The sequence below is a fragment of the Nonomuraea sp. WAC 01424 genome (assembly GCF_003947315.1).
GTDB lineage: Bacteria > Actinomycetota > Actinomycetes > Streptosporangiales > Streptosporangiaceae > Nonomuraea > Nonomuraea spiralis.
Genome location: NZ_QHHZ01000015.1, coordinates 66,452 through 82,136, shown reverse-complemented (window position 1 = coordinate 82,136; position 15,685 = coordinate 66,452). Strand labels below are relative to the sequence as shown.

The 15,685-nt window shown below is 70.6% G+C and carries 16 protein-coding genes; 4 read left to right on the top strand and 12 right to left on the bottom strand.

The window, feature by feature from the left end:
* The first annotated feature begins 57 nt into the window (after positions 1-57).
* Positions 58-1,089, top strand: coding sequence for an aminotransferase class V-fold PLP-dependent enzyme (locus DMB42_RS35880; RefSeq protein WP_125642267.1), 1,032 nt, complete (start codon positions 58-60; stop codon positions 1,087-1,089).
* A 75-nt stretch (positions 1,090-1,164) separates the two neighbouring features.
* On the opposite strand, the gene DMB42_RS35875 is transcribed toward DMB42_RS35880, so the two are convergent.
* The 11 genes from DMB42_RS35875 to DMB42_RS35825 form a co-directional block, all read right to left on the bottom strand.
* A complete protein-coding gene (locus tag DMB42_RS35875) occupies positions 1,165-3,108 on the bottom strand; it encodes a DEAD/DEAH box helicase (RefSeq protein WP_125642265.1) in 1,944 nt (647 codons plus the stop codon).
* Positions 3,109-3,416: 308 nt separating this feature from the next.
* Positions 3,417-3,716: a metal-sulfur cluster assembly factor gene (locus DMB42_RS35870; RefSeq protein ID WP_229824829.1), complete on the bottom strand. Its 300-nt coding sequence runs from the start codon at positions 3,714-3,716 to the stop codon at positions 3,417-3,419.
* Between the two features lie 56 nt (positions 3,717-3,772).
* A complete protein-coding gene (gene sufU / locus DMB42_RS35865) occupies positions 3,773-4,210 on the bottom strand; it encodes a Fe-S cluster assembly sulfur transfer protein SufU (protein ID WP_125642259.1) in 438 nt (145 codons plus the stop codon).
* A gap of 2 nt (positions 4,211-4,212) precedes the next feature.
* A complete protein-coding gene (locus tag DMB42_RS35860; protein ID WP_125642256.1) occupies positions 4,213-5,469 on the bottom strand; it encodes a cysteine desulfurase in 1,257 nt (418 codons plus the stop codon).
* Positions 5,466-6,212: a Fe-S cluster assembly ATPase SufC gene (sufC, locus tag DMB42_RS35855; RefSeq protein ID WP_125642253.1), complete on the bottom strand. Its 747-nt coding sequence runs from the start codon at positions 6,210-6,212 to the stop codon at positions 5,466-5,468. The genes DMB42_RS35860 and sufC overlap by 4 nt, the downstream gene beginning before the upstream one ends.
* Before the next feature lie 4 nt (positions 6,213-6,216).
* A complete protein-coding gene (locus DMB42_RS35850; RefSeq protein WP_125642250.1) occupies positions 6,217-6,534 on the bottom strand; it encodes a non-heme iron oxygenase ferredoxin subunit in 318 nt (105 codons plus the stop codon).
* A complete protein-coding gene (sufD, locus tag DMB42_RS35845) occupies positions 6,531-7,652 on the bottom strand; it encodes a Fe-S cluster assembly protein SufD (protein ID WP_125642247.1) in 1,122 nt (373 codons plus the stop codon). The genes DMB42_RS35850 and sufD overlap by 4 nt, the downstream gene beginning before the upstream one ends.
* Positions 7,652-9,064 (bottom strand): Fe-S cluster assembly protein SufB, encoded by a 1,413-nt coding sequence (sufB, locus tag DMB42_RS35840; RefSeq protein ID WP_125642244.1) that lies wholly within the window; start codon positions 9,062-9,064, stop codon positions 7,652-7,654. Before sufB ends, sufD begins: the two co-directional genes overlap by 1 nt.
* A complete protein-coding gene (locus DMB42_RS35835) occupies positions 9,061-9,759 on the bottom strand; it encodes a metalloregulator ArsR/SmtB family transcription factor (protein WP_125642241.1) in 699 nt (232 codons plus the stop codon). Before DMB42_RS35835 ends, sufB begins: the two co-directional genes overlap by 4 nt.
* Positions 9,760-9,850: 91 nt before the next feature.
* Positions 9,851-11,077 (bottom strand): multidrug effflux MFS transporter, encoded by a 1,227-nt coding sequence (locus tag DMB42_RS35830; protein ID WP_125642238.1) that lies wholly within the window; start codon positions 11,075-11,077, stop codon positions 9,851-9,853.
* A gap of 93 nt (positions 11,078-11,170) precedes the next feature.
* Positions 11,171-11,947, bottom strand: a complete 777-nt coding sequence (locus DMB42_RS35825; RefSeq protein WP_125642235.1) for a VOC family protein — start codon at positions 11,945-11,947, stop codon at positions 11,171-11,173.
* 170 nt (positions 11,948-12,117) lie between these two features.
* Between DMB42_RS35825 and DMB42_RS35820 the strand changes: the two genes are divergently transcribed.
* From DMB42_RS35820 to DMB42_RS35810, 3 genes are all read left to right on the top strand, one after another.
* Positions 12,118-13,026, top strand: coding sequence for an ABC transporter ATP-binding protein (locus tag DMB42_RS35820; RefSeq protein WP_125642233.1), 909 nt, complete (start codon positions 12,118-12,120; stop codon positions 13,024-13,026).
* Complete coding sequence (locus tag DMB42_RS35815; RefSeq protein WP_125642227.1) at positions 13,023-13,793, top strand: ABC transporter permease; 771 nt, start codon at positions 13,023-13,025, stop codon at positions 13,791-13,793. The genes DMB42_RS35820 and DMB42_RS35815 overlap by 4 nt, the downstream gene beginning before the upstream one ends.
* Positions 13,794-13,888: 95 nt before the next feature.
* Positions 13,889-14,812: a DMT family transporter gene (locus DMB42_RS35810; protein WP_125642224.1), complete on the top strand. Its 924-nt coding sequence runs from the start codon at positions 13,889-13,891 to the stop codon at positions 14,810-14,812.
* Between the two features lie 204 nt (positions 14,813-15,016).
* Here the strand turns inward: DMB42_RS35810 and DMB42_RS35805 are convergent, their stop codons facing one another.
* Positions 15,017-15,685 carry a GntR family transcriptional regulator gene (locus DMB42_RS35805; protein ID WP_125642220.1) on the bottom strand — a complete coding sequence of 223 codons (669 nt, stop codon included), beginning with the start codon at positions 15,683-15,685 and terminating at the stop codon, positions 15,017-15,019.

Below are 15,685 nucleotides of genomic sequence, written 5' to 3'. Positions count from 1 at the left end.
CATGCCCGCGCCAGGGGCGGCCCTTGATCTCCGGGACGCCGTCCTAGGCTGGTGGTCATGGACCTCGCGACCGTGGGCAAGCTCTGGGACGCCGACCCCGGCTGGCTCAACACCCCTTCGTACGGCCTTCCCCCGCGTACCGCCTTCGAGGAGTTGCAGGCCGTGCTGACCCAGTGGCGGCACGGCAGCAGCGACTGGACGCCCTGGGACGCCTCCGTCGGCCGCTCCCGTACGGCGTTCGCGCACCTGGTCGACGCCGATCCGGCCGACGTGACGATCGGCTCGACCGTGTCGCAGATCATGTCCACGGTGGCGACCGCGCTGCCGCCGGGGTCGCGGGTGCTGGTGCCGGAGATCGAGTTCACCAGCAACCTGTTCCCCTGGGTGGTGGCGGCCGAGGTCGAGACCGTGCCCGCCGAGCGGCTGGCCGACGCCGTGACGGGCCGCTTCGACGCGGTGGCCTTCAGCCTTGTCCAGTCGGCCACCGGGTACGTCACGCCGCTGCACGACGTCGTCGCCGCCGCCCGCGCCCACGACGCGCTGGTCATCGCCGACGGCTCCCAGGCGTGCGGGTGGCTGCCGGTGTCGGTGGCCGACGGGATCGACGTGCTGGCGTGTGCCGCGTACAAGTGGCTCATGGCGCCGCGCGGGGCCGCGTTCGGCTACCTGTCGCCCCGGGTGCGCGAACGGATGCGCCCGCTGGCCGCCAACTGGTACGCCGGTGAGGACCCCGGCGGCTCCTTCTACGGCCCGCCGCTGCGCCTGGCCGACGACGCCCGTGCCTTCGACCTGTCACCGGCCTGGTTCTGCTACGTCGGGGCGGCGCCGGCGCTCGAACTGCTCAACGAGATCGGCGTCCAGCGTATCCACGAGCACGACGTCGACCTGGCCAACCGGTTCAGGGCCGGGCTCGGGCTGGAGCCGTCCGACTCGGCGACCGGGTCGGTGGAGGCGCCGGGCGAGCGGCTGGCCGCGGCGGGCATCCGCGCCGCCGTACGCGCGGGCCGCGTCCGGGCGGGCTTCCACGTCTACAACACCCCGGACGACGTCGACCGCGCCCTGAACGCCCTGAACGCCCTGACACCCTGACATCCCCCGGAAACGGCGACGCCCGCCGCGCCTCCACGGTGGGAGGTGCGGCGGGCGGTCGTCGTTCAGGTGGGGTCAGCGCTCGAAGCGGCGGCCACCGTTGTTGCGGCGGACGCCGCCGTTGCCGCGCTCCTCGGAGCGGAAGCCGCCGCCGGAGCGGAAGCCGTCGCGGGGGGCGCGCTCGTCGGGGCGGGCGCTCCGGTCACGGTCGCCCGAGAACGGACGGCCGCGGTCGGCGCCGAAGCGGCCCCGGTCCTCGGAACGGAACCCGCCACCGCGCTGGCCGTCACGGAAACCGCCACCACGCGGCCCCTCGGACCGGAACCCACGGTCGTCCTGACGGAACGGCCGGTCGTCGGAGCGGAACCCACCACGGTCGTCCTGACGGAAGGGACGCTCCTCGGAGCGGAACCCACCGCGGTCGTCCTGACGGGCCGGCCGCTCCTCGGAGGAGCGGAAGCCACCGCGGTCGTCGGAGGAACGGTAGCCGCCACGCGGACGGTCACCACGCCTGCGGTCGTCGCCGAACGTGCGCGGCTCGGAGGAACGCTGCCCGCCGCCGAACGGCCGCTCGCCCTCGGCGTGCCGGCGCGGACGCCGGTCCTCGCCGCCGGACTCCTCGTGCCGGCGCGGACGGCGGTCGTCGCCACCGGCGAAGGAACCCTCCTCGTGCCGGCGCGGACGACGCTCACCGTCGAACTCACGGCGCGGACGACGTCCGCCCCGGCGCTCGGCGCCGCCGTGACCGCCGACGTGGCGGGGCCGCAGCGGCTTGCGCACGTCGGGCTCCCAGACCGGGATGGCCTCGCCGCTCGGCATCCTGGCCCCGGTCACCTCGGCCAGCCGGGGGTGACCCGGGGTGGCCTTGAGCCGGAACGGGTGGATCCCGGCGCGCCTGGTCAGCGCGTCGGTCGAGCGGCGCTCGTTGGGCAGCACCAGGGTGACGACGGTGCCCTTCTCGCCCGCGCGGGCGGTACGGCCACCGCGGTGCAGGTAGCTCTTGTGGTCCTGCGGCGGGTCGACGTGCAGCACCAGGCTGATGTTGTCGACGTGGATGCCGCGGGCCGCGACGTCGGTGCAGACCAGCACGTTGATCGAGCCCTCGCGGAACTCGGCCAGGATGCGCGTGCGCTGGTTCTGGCGCTTGCCGCCGTGGAGGCCGCCGGACTTGATGCCGACCCGGGCGAGCTGCTTGCACAGCCGGTCGACGCCGTGCTGGGTGCGGACGAAGATGATCGTACGGCCCTCGCGGTTGGCGATCTCGGCCGTGACGTCGAACTTGTCGTCGCGCGTCACCTGCATCACGTGGTGCTCCATGGTGTCGACCGGCGAGGTCGCCGGGGCCACGGAGTGGGTGATCGGGTCCTTGAGGAAGCGGCGCACCAGCTTGTCGACGTCGCCGTCGAGGGTGGCCGAGAACAGCAGCCGCTGCCCGTCGGTCGGGGTCTGGGCCAGCAGCTCGGTGACGACGGGGAAGAAGCCGAGGTCGCACATGTGGTCGGCCTCGTCCAGGACGGAGACCTGGACCTGCGACAGCGAGCACTCGCCCTGCCGGATCAGGTCGCCCAGGCGGCCGGGGGTGGCGATCACGATGTCGACGCCGCGGCGCAGCGCCTCGATCTGCTTGCCCATGGACATGCCGCCAACGACGACCTTCATCCGCAACCCGAGACCGCGTCCGAGCGGTTCGAGCGCGTCATGCACCTGGAGCGCGAGCTCACGGGTGGGCACAAGGATCATCGCGCGCGGATGGCCCGCGGCGGGCTTCACCCCCGCGATGCGCGCCATGGTCGGCAAACCGAAGGCCAGGGTCTTGCCCGAGCCGGTCTGGCCACGGCCAAGGACGTCATGGCCGGCCAGCACGTCGGGGATCGTCGCACTCTGGATGGGGAAAGGGCTGTCGATGCCCTGCTTGGCCAGGCCGCTGATGAGCGGCTTGGGGAGGCCGAGCAGTTCGAACTCCGACGGGCCCGTCTCGGGGGCGGTCTCGTCGAACGAGGGCATGACAGAGTCAAGCATGGTCACGAAATTCGTGCCTTTCAGTCGAAGTGGCGCGTCACTTCTGCGAAAGGACGAGCCGGGACATACGGCCTAATGCCGTACACGTTGCAGTACGCCCGCCATATGGGCGGGACTTCACAGGGGGGATACACCGGGGCACCGGCCGCAGGCGGCGCGATGACGCGAGATGAGGCGTCTGGTGTATACCGGGTGCCAACGCCGGGATGTTATCGGATATTCCCTGGCTGGGTACGGACCTTCCGTAACCCCTCCTTGGCACACTGAAACGGCTGACGTCCGAACGCCAGCCGTAACAGCCAGAAAGATCAGACGTTGAAGCCTAGCATACGGAGCTGCTCACGCCCCTCGTCGGTGATTTTGTCCGGGCCCCATGGCGGCAGCCAGACCCAGTTGATCTTCACGTCGGAGACCATGCCGTCGAGCGCCGAGTGGGCCTGGTCCTCGATGACGTCGGTCAGCGGGCAGGCCGCGCTGGTCAGCGTCATGTCGATGGTGGCCACCGGCTGACCGCCGTCGGTCGGGTCGAGGTTGAGCCCGTAGATCAGCCCCAGGTCGACGACGTTGATGCCGAGCTCGGGGTCGACGACGTCCTTGAGCGCCTCCATGACCTCCTCGACGGTCGTGTCACCGTCGAAGCCGGTCGGAGTCTCCACTGGCTTGCTCACTGGGCACTCCTCACAACAGCGTCCTTGTAGGCCATCCAGGACAGCAGCGCGCACTTGACGCGCGCCGGGAACTTGGCCACGCCCGCGAACGCCACCGCGTCCCCGAGCACTTCCTCGTCGGCCTCGACCTGGCCCCTGCCCTGCATGAGCCGGGTGAACTCGTCGACCACCGACAACGACTCCTCGACCGTCGAGCCGGTGGTCAGCTCGTGCAGCACGGAGGCGGCCGCCTGGCTGATCGAGCAGCCCTGGCCGTCGTAGGAGACGTCCTCGATCTTACCGGCGTCGCCCACCCTGACCCGGAGCGTGATCTCGTCGCCGCACGTCGGGTTCACGTGGTGAACCTCGGCGTCGTACGGCTCGCGCAGCCCCCGCCCCTGCGGGTGCTTGTAGTGTTCCAGGATCAGCTCCTGGTACATCGACTCGCCGATCATGGCTATGCGAACACCTTCTGAACGTGATGGAGGCCGCGCACCAGGGCGTCGATCTCGCCCGTGGTGTTGTACAGGTAGAACGACGCCCGTGTGGTCGCCGGTATTCCGAACCGCAGGTGCAGCGGGCGCGCGCAGTGGTGCCCGACGCGTACGGCCACCCCGAACTGGTCGTCAAGGATCTGCCCCACGTCGTGGGGGTGTATGCCTTCCAGCGTGAACGACAACGTGCCGCCGCGCTGGTCGAGGGAGTCGGGCCCGATGAGGCGCAACGACGGCACCTCGCGCAGGGCGTCGAGGGCGTAGGCCGTCAGCGAGCGCTCATGCGCCTCGATGGCCTCCATGCCGACCTCGGTGAGGTAGTCGACCGCCGCGCCCAGGCCGATGGCCTCGACGATGGGCGGCGTGCCCGCCTCGAACTTGTGCGGGATCGGCGCGTACGTCGAGTGGTCCATCCAGACCGCCTCGATCATCTCGCCCCCGCCCAGGAACGGGGGCATGGCCTCCAGCAGCTCGGTACGGCCCCACAACACGCCGATGCCCGAGGGACCGACCATCTTGTGGCCGGTGAAGGCCACGAAGTCGGCGCCCAGCTCGGCCATGTTCACCGGGTGGTGCGGCACGGACTGGGAGGCGTCGAGCATGACGAGCGCGCCGACCTCGCGGGCCCGCGCGGCCACGGCGGCGACCGGGTTGACCGTGCCGAGCACGTTCGACTGGTGGGCGATCGAGACGATCTTGGTGCGCTCGGTGATGACGGCCGGGTCAAAGTCGAGCCGGCCCTCGTCGGTGACGCCGAACCACTTCAGCGTCGCGCCCGTACGCTGCACGAGCAGCTGCCAGGGCACGATGTTGGAGTGGTGCTCCATCTCGGAGATGACGATCTCGTCGCCGGGGCCGAGGGTGAAGCGCGGGTCGGTGTTGGCGGGGTTGCCGAAGGAGTAGGCCACGAGGTTGAGGGCCTCGGAGGCGTTCTTGGTGAAGATCACCTCATCGCGCGAGCCCGCCCCGACGAACGCCGCCACCTTGTCGCGCGCGCTCTCGTACGCCTCGGTCGACTCCGAGCCGAGCACGTGCATGGCCCGCCCGACGTTGCTGTAGTGCAGCGCCAGGTGGTCGCGCATGGTGTCGATGACCTGGTTGGGCTTCTGCGAGGAGTTGCCCGAGTCGAGATAGACGAGCGGGCGCCCGTCGGGCAGCTCGCGGGAGAAGATCGGGAAGTCCTTCCTGATCTTCTCCACGTCAAAGCTGGTGGAAGTCATGCAGACGCCTTCGTGTACTGCTCGTAGCCCTCGGCCTCGAGCTTGTCGGCCAGCTCCGGCCCGCCCTCCTCGACGATCCGGCCGCCGGCGAAGACGTGCACGAAGTCGGGCTTCACGTACCGCAGGATGCGGGTGTAGTGGGTGATCAGCAGCACGCCGGTCTCGCCCGAGTCGCGGAAGCGGTTGATGCCCTCGGAGACCACGCGCAGCGCGTCGACGTCGAGGCCGGAGTCGGTCTCGTCGAGCACGGCGATCTTCGGCTTGAGGAGTTCGAGCTGAAGGATCTCGTGGCGCTTCTTCTCACCGCCGGAGAAGCCCTCGTTGAGGTTGCGCTGGGCGAAGGCGGCGTCGATGGACAGGGCGTCCATGCCGGCCTTGAGGTCCTTGGCGAACTCGCGCAGCTTGGGCGCCTCGCCGCGGACCGAGGTGACGGCCGAGCGCAGGAAGTTGGACACCGAGACGCCGGGGACCTCGACCGGGTACTGCATGGCGAGGAACAGGCCGGCGCGGGCGCGCTCGTCGACCGACAGCTCCAGCAGGTCGACGCCGTCGAGCAGCACCTGGCCGCCGGTGATCGTGTACTTGGGGTGACCGGCGATCGCGTAGGCGAGCGTCGACTTGCCCGAGCCGTTGGGGCCCATGATGGCGTGCGTCTCGCCGGACTTCACCGTCAGGTTGACGCCGCGCAGGATTTCCTTGTCCTCGACGGCGACCTTGAGGTCACGGATCTCTAGGGTGGACATGTTGTTATGACTCCTTCGAGAGCGAGACGAGGACGTCATCGCCGTCGATCTTGACTGTGTAGACGTTCACGGGCTTGATGGCGGGCGGGCCGGTCGGCTTGCCGGTGCGTACGTCGAAGCACGATCCGTGCAGCCAGCACTCCAGCGTGCCGTCGTAGACCTCGCCCTCGCTGAGCTTGACCTCGGCGTGGGAGCAGACGTCGTGCAGGGCGAAGACGTCGTCGCCCTTGCGCACCAGCGCCACCGGGGTCTCGCCGACCTCGACGCCGATGACACCGCCGTCGGGGATGTCGGCGACCTGGCAGACCTTCTCGAAACTCATCGCGCGAGCTCCGCCTCCACCGCCGACAACACGCGGTCGCGGATCTCCTCGATCTGGATCTTCTCGATGAGCTGGCCGAGGAAGCCCCTGATGACCAGGCGGCGGGCCTCGTCGTAGGGGATGCCGCGGGCCTGGAGGTAGAAGATGTGCTCGTCGTCGAGGCGGCCCGAGGCCGAGGCGTGCCCGGCTCCGGCGACCTCGCCGGTGAGGATCTCCAGGTTGGGGACCGAGTCGGCGCGGGCGCCGTCGGTGAGGATGAGGTTGCGGTTGAGCTCGTAGGTGTCGGTGCCCTCGGCCTCGACCCGGATGATCACGTCGCCGATCCAGACGGCGTGCGCGTCCTGGCCCTGCAGCGCGCCGCGGTAGTCGACGTTGCTCTTGCAGTTGGGCTGGGAGTGGTCGACCAGGAGGCGGTGCTCCAGGTGCTGGCCGGCGTCCACGAAGTAGACGCCCGACATGTCGGCGTCGCCGCCGGGCGCGGTGTAGGCCACGCTGGGCGACAGCCGGACCAGGTCGCCGCCGAGCGTCACCACGAAGCTGCGGAAGGTGGCGTCCTTGGCGAGCTGGGCGTGGTGGTGGGAGACGTGGACGGCGTCGTCGTCCCAGTCCTGAAGGCTGACGACCTTGAGGTCGGCGCCGTCGCCGACGACGAACTCGATGTTGTCGGCGTAGACCGCGCTGCCCTTGTGGTCGAGCACGACCACGGCCTCGGCCATCGGCTCCACCTTGACCACGATGTGGCCGTAGGCGGCGCCGTCGCCCTCACCGGTCAGGGTGAGGACGGTCGGCCTGGAGGTGACGGCCTCGCGCGGCACCGTGATCACGGTCGCCTTCTCGAAGCTGTTCCACGCCTGGGCGCTGACCCGGTCGGTGGGCGTGAACGCCTTGCCGACGCGGGCGTCGTCGCGGCCCACGGTCTCCACGACGACCTCGGGCGCGGCCTCGACGTCGAGGCGCACGTGGCCCACGGGCTCGGCCTTGCCGTTGTGCAGGCCCTTCAGGCGGGAGAGCGGCGTGAAACGCCACGACTCCTCACGCCCGTTCGGGACCTCGAAGTCGCCCAGGTCGAAGGACGCCTTCTCGTGCAGGGTCGACAGGGGCTTCTCGTTCAGGCCCATCAGCCGACGGCTCCTTCCATCTGCAGCTCGATCAGCCGGTTGAGCTCGAGCGCGTATTCCATGGGCAGCTCACGGGCGATCGGCTCGACGAAGCCGCGCACGATCATCGCCATCGCCTCGTCCTCGCCGAGCCCGCGGCTCATGAGGTAGAAGAGCTGGTCCTCGCTGACCTTGGAGACCGTGGCCTCGTGACCCATCGAGACGTCGTCCTCGCGCACGTCGACGTACGGGTAGGTGTCGGAGCGGCTGATCTGGTCGACCAGGAGCGCGTCGCACTTGACGGTGCTGGCGCTGCCGTGGGCGCCCTCCTCGATCTGCACGAGACCGCGGTAGGAGGTGCGGCCGCCGCCGCGCGCCACCGACTTGGAGATGACGCTGGAGCTGGTGTTGGGCGCCAGGTGCACCATCTTGGAGCCGGCGTCCTGGTGCTGGCCCTCGCCGGCGAAGGCGACGCTCAGCGTCTCGCCCTTGGCGTGCTCGCCCATCAGATAGACGGCCGGGTACTTCATCGTGACCTTGGAGCCGATGTTGCCGTCGATCCACTCCATGGTCGCGCCCTCGTAGGCGACGGCGCGCTTGGTGACCAGGTTGTAGACGTTGTTCGACCAGTTCTGGATGGTCGTGTAACGGCAGCGGGCGTTCTTCTTCACGATGATCTCGACGACGGCGCTGTGCAGCGAGTCGGAGGAGTAGATCGGCGCGGTGCAGCCCTCGACGTAGTGGACGTAGGAGTTCTCGTCCACGATGATCAGGGTCCGCTCGAACTGGCCCATGTTCTCGGTGTTGATCCGGAAGTAGGCCTGCAGCGGGATCTCGACCTCGACGTTCGGCGGCACGTAGATGAACGAGCCGCCCGACCACACGGAGGTGTTGAGCGCGGCGAACTTGTTGTCGCCGACCGGGATCACCGAGCCGAAGTACTCCTTGAAGAGCTCCTCGTGCTCCTTCAGGCCCGTGTCGGTGTCGACGAAGATGACGCCCTTCTCCTCAAGGTCCTCACGGATCTTGTGGTAGACGACCTCCGACTCGTACTGGGCCGCGACGCCGGCGATGAGGCGCTGCTTCTCCGCCTCGGGGATGCCGAGCTTGTCGTAGGTGTTCTTGATGTCGGCGGGCAGCTCGTCCCAGGAAGCGGCCTGCTTCTCGGTCGAGCGCACGAAGTACTTGATGTTGTCGAAATCGATGCCGGTGAGGTCGGAGCCCCAGGTGGGCAGCGGCTTCTTGCCGAACAGACGGAGGCCCTTCAGGCGAAGGTCGAGCATCCACTCCGGCTCGTTCTTGAGCGCGGAGATGTCGCGGACGACCTCCTCGGACAGGCCACGCTTGGCCGCCGCGCCCGCGGCATCCGGGTCGGCCCAGCCGAACTTGTAATTCCCGAGGCCTTCCAGCTCCGGGCGGTCGGTGACAGTCACCTTCCGGTCTCCTTGCTCTTGTCTCTGTGTGCGGATTCAGCCAGCGACTTGGGGCTCACGTGCGTCGTGCACACCCCGTCGCCGTGCGCGATCGTGGCCAGGCGCTGCACCGGGGTGCCGAGCAGTTGCGCGAACGCCTCCGTCTCGGCCTCGCAGAGTTGCGGGAACTCCGCGGCCGCGTGAGCCACCGGGCAGTGGTGCTGGCAGAGCTGGTCGCCACCCGACTTGGCCTTGCTGGCCGAGGCGGCGTATCCGTCTGCCGACAGCGCCTGCGCCAGCACCTGTACGCGCTGGTCCGCCGGCACCGTCCGCATGACCGGCTCCAGCCGCTTCAGCAGGCTCGACACCTGCGAACGGGCGAAGTCGGTCACCGCTTCTCGTCCCATGCGCTCGGCCAGGAAGCGCAGCGCGCTCCCGGCGAGATCGTCATAGGCGTGCTCGAAAGCGCTGCGCCCCGCGTCGGTGATGGCGAACAACTTGGCGGGCCGTCCGCGTCCGCGCTGACCGCGCGGCCTGACCGTGCGAGGCTCTATCATTCCCTCGGCCAGCAACGCGTCGAGGTGCCTGCGCACCGCGGCGGGCGTCAGCCCCAGCCGCTCGCCGAGCGAGGCGGCCGTCACGGGACCATGCTCAAGGATCAGCCTGGCGACACGGGCGCGTGTGCTGCGCTCGCTGCCGGGCTCGATCGTGGGCATGTTTTTCACAACATCAGTGTGCCGTAATTCCTTCCCGCTCCACAAACGAATCGGAGCAGGCCGGCAATGGAATTCCTCACGCAGGTAAGGCTTACCTAACCTTTCGGCGTCCCAGAATCGCGAACACCAGCGCCGAGCAGGCGATGAGCCCGAGCATCACGACGGCCATCGGCAGGGCCGTGCCCTCGCCCGCAAGCCCGACCAGCGGGGCCGCGACGCGGCCCAGCGCGAACTGGAGCACGCCGAGCAGCGCCGAGGCGCTGCCGGCGATCTGCGCGGGCTGTCCGGCCAGCGCCAGCGCGCCGGTGCCGGGCAGGACGAGCCCCTGACCCAGCATGATCACGAACAGGCCCGTCACGATGCCGGCCAGGCCGAGCCCGGCGAGCGCGGCGGTCAGCAGCACCCCCGCCCCGACCAGGCCGGTGACGAGCCCGAGGACGACCAGGCGGGCGGGCTCCACGCGGCCCGACAGCCGGCCGCCGAGCTGGGCCATCGCGGTCAGGCCGAGCGCGTTGAGCCCGAAGATGAGCGAGTACTGCTGCGGGGTGGCGCCGTACACCTGCTGGAGCACGAACGGCGAGCCGGAGATGTAGGCGAACATCGCCGCGAAGGCCAGCCCGGCGGTGAGCGCGCAGCCCATGAACGAACGGTCGCGCAGGAGCTGCCAGAAGATGCGTACGGTGTGGCCGAGCCCGCCGCTCTCGCGCTGCTCGGCGGGCAGCGTCTCGCGCACGCCCGGCAGTACGGCCAGCAGCAGCACGAGCCCGGCCACGCTGAGCGCCACGAACACGCCGCGCCAGGAGGTGAAGGAGAGCAGCTGGGCGCCCGCGATGGGGGCCAGGATCGGGGCCAGGCCGCTGACCAGCATCAGCGTGGCGAAGATGCGGGCGATGGCGGCGCCGTCGTACAGGTCGCGCACGACCGCGCGGACGATGACCAGCGCGGCCCCGCCCAGGACGCCCTGGAGCAGCCGCAGGACGATGAGCACGGGCACCGACGGCGCGAACGCGCACAGCAGCGAGGCCACCATGAACCCGGAGACGCCCACCAGCAAGGGGCCCCTGCGCCCGCGTACGTCGCTGACCGGCCCGGCGACGACCTGGCCGACGGACACGCCGATGAGGCAGGCGGTGAGGGTGAGCTGGACCTGCGCCGGGGCGCTGAGCATCTCCTCGGTGATGGCGGGCAGCGCGGGCAGGTACATGTCGATGGACAGCGGGCCGATCGCCGACAGCGCGCCCAGGATGACCAGGAGCAGCCCCCTGCTCCCCCCGCCCTTGCGCTCGACGGCGGTGGACGTGGCTTCTGCCACGGACATGCGTGAACCCCTCTCCCTCGCAGGCCGATGACCCACGAGGGCCGAGAGATCCAACCGGGATTCGGTCCTCCTAATTCCCGCTTATCAGATATTTCAGGCCGTTTCGTTGAGCTGGATGACGCCGAAGGCCGCGCCCTGCGGATCGATGAGCTGCGCGAACCGGCCGGGAGGGGCCTCGGTCACGCCCACGAGAACGTTCACGCCCACGTCCTCGGCGCTGCGGAGGGCGGCGTCGAGGTCTTCGACCGCGAAGTAGGTCAGCCAGAACGACGGCAGCTCCGCCGGGGCCTCCTCGGGCATCGCCATCATGCCCGCGACGCTCGTCTCGCCCGCCAGCCACTCGGTGTACGGCATGCCGCCCATGTCCGACGTACGGGCGGTCCAGCCGAAGACCTGCGCGTAGAAGCGCTCGGCGGCCGGTACGTCGCGCGTGTACAACTCGTTCCAGCAGAACGTGCCGGGCTCGTTGACCAGTTCGGCGCCCGGGTGGGCGGCCGCCTGCCAGCCGCAGGCGTAGGAGCCGTCGGGGGCCTGGAAGACGGTCATGCTGCCCTCGTCGAAGATCTCCATGGGCTCGGCCACGACGGTGCCGCCGGCGTCCTTCAGCCGGGCGGCCAGCGCGGCGATGTCGTCGGTGGCGACGTAGGTGTTCCAGAGCGAGACCGGGCGGCCGTTCCTGGCGGGGCCGACGCCCGCGACCTTCTTGCCGTCGTGGAGAAACATCCCGTACCCGCCGGCCTGCGGGTCGTCCACCATGTCGGCCTGCCAGCCGAACAGCTCCCCGTAGAACCGGGTCGAGCCGGGGACGTCGGTGCTGGCCAGGTCCACCCAGCACGGGACTCCAGGGTCATATCCACTGCGTCGCGACATGCAACCTCCTCAGACGTGAGGCTCATCGCCGGACTTCCCCCCGTTCTCACGCCTTTCCGGGGAACGGTCCGGTCAAGGGCCGTCCATTTCCGGACAGGGCGCCCGGCAGCCGCCCGCCGGGCCCGTACCTGAGGGGCGGACCGCCCGGCGCAGTCCCTAAACTCGTGGCCATGGATTCCCCAGCCGTCGAGATCGTCGACCTGGTCAAACGCTACGGCGGCAGGACCGCCCTCGACGGCCTCACCCTGCGGGCCGGCCGCGGCGCGGTCACCGCCGTCCTCGGGCCCAACGGCGCGGGCAAGACGTCCACGGTCGAGATCTGCGAGGGGTTCCGCAAGGCCGACTCCGGCACGGTCCGGGTGCTCGGTCTGGCGCCCACCCTGCCCGAGCTGCGGCCGCGTGTCGGGGTGATGCTCCAGGCCGGCGGGGTGCCGCCGGCGATGCGCTGCGCCGAGTGGCTGCGCCTGGTCTCCCGCTTCTACGCCCGTCCCCTCGACCCGGACGCGCTGCTGGCCCGGCTCGGGCTGGCCGAGCACGCGCGCACCGCCTACCGGCGGTTGTCGGGCGGGCAGCAGCAGCGGCTCTCGCTGGCCGCGGCCGTGATCGGCCGGCCGGAGCTGGTCTTCCTCGACGAGCCGACGGCGGGTCTCGACCCGCAGGCCCGGCACGCCTGCTGGGAGCTGGTCGGCGAGCTACGCGGCGCGGGCGTGTCGGTGGTGCTGACCACCCACCACATGGACGAGGCCGAACGGCTGGCCGACCACGTCGTGATCATCGACAGGGGGCGCGTGGTGGCCGAGGGCAGCCCCGCCTCGCTGACCGGGGCCGAGCGGCAGCTCAGGTTCAGGGCCAGGCCGGGGCTCACGCTGGAGGAGCTGCTCAACGCGCTCCCGGCGGGCAGCGCGGCCAAGGAGTCGCCCGCCGGCCACTACATCATCGAGGGCCAGGTCGGGCCCGAACTGCTGGCCACGGTCACGGCCTGGTGCGCGGCCGAGGGCGTCACGGCCGACGACCTGCGCATCGAGCGCCGTACCCTCGAAGACGTCTTCCTCGAACTGACCGGCAGGGAGCTGCGATGACCGCCGCGCTCGACCTCACGCCCACGCCGGGCGCCGCGCCGTTCCCGCGCATGGTGCTCGCGCAGGCCGGCGCCGAGATCCGCACGATGTTGCGCAACGGCGAGCAGCTCCTGCTCACGCTGATCATCCCGGTGCTGTTGCTGGTGGGCTTCTCGCTGGCGCCGCTGGTCGACGTCGGCGGCGGCCGGCGGGTCGACTTCCTCGTGCCGGGCGTGCTCGCGCTGGCCGTCATGTCCACGGCCTTCACCGGGCAGGCCATCGGCACCGGCTTCGAGCGCCGCTACGGCGTGCTGAAGCGGCTGGGCGCGACGCCGCTGTCCAGGGCCGGGCTCATGCTGGCCAAGACGGCCGCGGTGGTGGCAGTGGAGGTCATCCAGGCCGTGGTGATCGTCGGCGTGGGGCTGGCGCTGGGGTGGCGTCCGCACGGGTCGTTCCTGGCCGCGGCGCTGCTGATCGTGCTCGGCACGGCGGCCTTCAGCGGGCTCGGGCTGCTCATGGCCGGCACGCTGCGGGCCGAGGCGACGCTGGCCGGGGCCAACCTGGTCTACCTGGTGCTGCTCGGGGCGGGCGGGGTGGTGTTCCCGCTGTCGAAGTTCCCCGAGGGCGCGCGGCCGTTCCTGGAGCTCCTGCCGATCTCGGCGCTCACCGGCGGGCTGCGTACGGTGCTGGCCCAGGGGGCGGCGCTGCCGGTCGGGCCCGTCCTGGTCCTGGCCGGCTGGGCCGTGGTGACCCTCGCCCTGGTCTCCCGCCTGTTCCGCTGGGAGTGAGCGGCCCAGGTCAGGCGTAGCACCCCGGATGCGGAGAAGTCCTCCGAGGTCAGTACGCTCTGACGACTGCTCAAGCTTCTCCCGAGGTGTTCCCCTTGACCGAATTCGCCCTGGACGATCCCTTCGATCGCCGCCCGGCGCTGCCCGGGCCAGGACGCCTGCTGCGCCAGGCCGCGGACTCGATCCCGCCCTCGTCGCTCGTGCTGCTGGCCATCGTCTCGGTGCAGATCGGCGCCGCGTTCGCCAAGGATCTGTTCGCCACGCTGCCGCCGAGCGCCGTGGTGTTCCTGCGCATCGCGACCGGCGGCCTGATCATGGCGGCCGTCGCCCGGCCCAAGTTGAAGGGGCTGAGCTGGCGCGACTGGGCGGTCGGGGTCGGCTTCGGCGTGACGCTCGCCCTGATGAACCTGTCGTTCTACGAGGCCCTGGCGCGGCTGCCGATGGGCGTCGCGGTGGCGATCGAGTTCCTCGGCGCGCTGGGCGTGGCCGTGGCGGCCTCGCGACGCCGGCTCGACCTGGTGTGGATCGGCCTGGCAGGGCTCGGCGTGGCGCTGCTGGCACCCTGGGGCGAGCCGGTGTCGGCGGGCTGGTGGCTCGGCATCGGGTTCGCCCTGGTGGCGGGCGCGGGCTGGGCCGGCTACATCCTGCTGTCGGCGGCGGCCGGTCGGCGTTTCCCCGGCACGACCGGGTTGTCGTTCGCGATGATCGTCTCGGCCGTGGTGATCGCGCCGGTGGGCGTCACGAGCGGCGGGGCCGACCTGTTGCAGCCGCACCTGCTGCTGATCGGGCTGGGGGTCGGGCTGCTGTCGTCGGTGATCCCGTACTCGCTGGAGCTTCAGGCGCTGCGGCGCATGCCCAAGCACGTGTTCGGCATCCTGATGAGCCTGGAGCCGGCCGTGGCGGCGATGGCCGGCGTGCTGCTGCTGGGCGAGGTGCTGCACGTGCAGCAGTGGACGGCGATCGTGTGCATCGTGGCCGCCAGCCTGGGCTCGACCCGGATGACGACCGGGCGGAAGTAGGTGCCGCCGCGCGCCCGTGGGATGGGGTTCTCTCGGGCGCGCGGCGGAGGGCTCGGCGTCAGGTGGGCGGTCGCCGAGCCCGGGAAGGCCAGCGGAGCGGGCTTCCGCTTGACCGGGCCTGTGCGGCTGAATGTCAGCGTGCCCAAAGATTACCGCAAAACGGACAAATCTTCCAATTTCGGACAGTAAAGCCTGCGGCCCGTGTCAGTGTTCGGCCCAGATGCCGCGTACGTGCCCGATGTGCTCGGCCATGAGGTGGGCGACCGCCGCGGCGTCGCCGCTCTTGAGCGCGTCGAGCAGGGCCAGGTGCTCCCTGGCCGAGTCGGTCAGGGAACCGCGCTCGGCGAGCTGGGACAGGCCGTAGAGGCGGGCCCGGTTACGCAGGTCGCGCACCACCTCCACCAGGTGGACGTTGCCCGACAGCGCCAGCAGCTCCAGGTGGAAACGCAGGTCGGCGTCGACGTAGGCGAGCAGGTCGGCGCGGTCGGCGGGCGAGACGATCTCCTGGGCGACCGGGCGCAGCCGTTCGAACTCCTCGGCGCGGGCGCTGTCGGCCAGCCGCGAGACCGTGGGCACCTCGATCAGCTCCCGGATCTGGGTGAGCTCGTCGAGGTCGCGGTCGGACAGCTCGGTCACCCGGAAGCCCTTGTTGCGCACGGCCTCGACCAGGCCCTCCTTGGCCAGGTCGAGCATGGCCTCGCGGACCGGCGTGGCCGAGACGCCGAACTGCGCGGCGAGCACGGGCGCGGAGTAGACCACCCCCGGCCGCATCTCGCCGGTGATCAGCGCGGCCCGCAGCGCGTGCGCGACCTGCTCGCGCAGGCTCTGCCGCTCCCCCACCATCGGCAGGTCGAGCCGGTCCTCGGCAGCCAT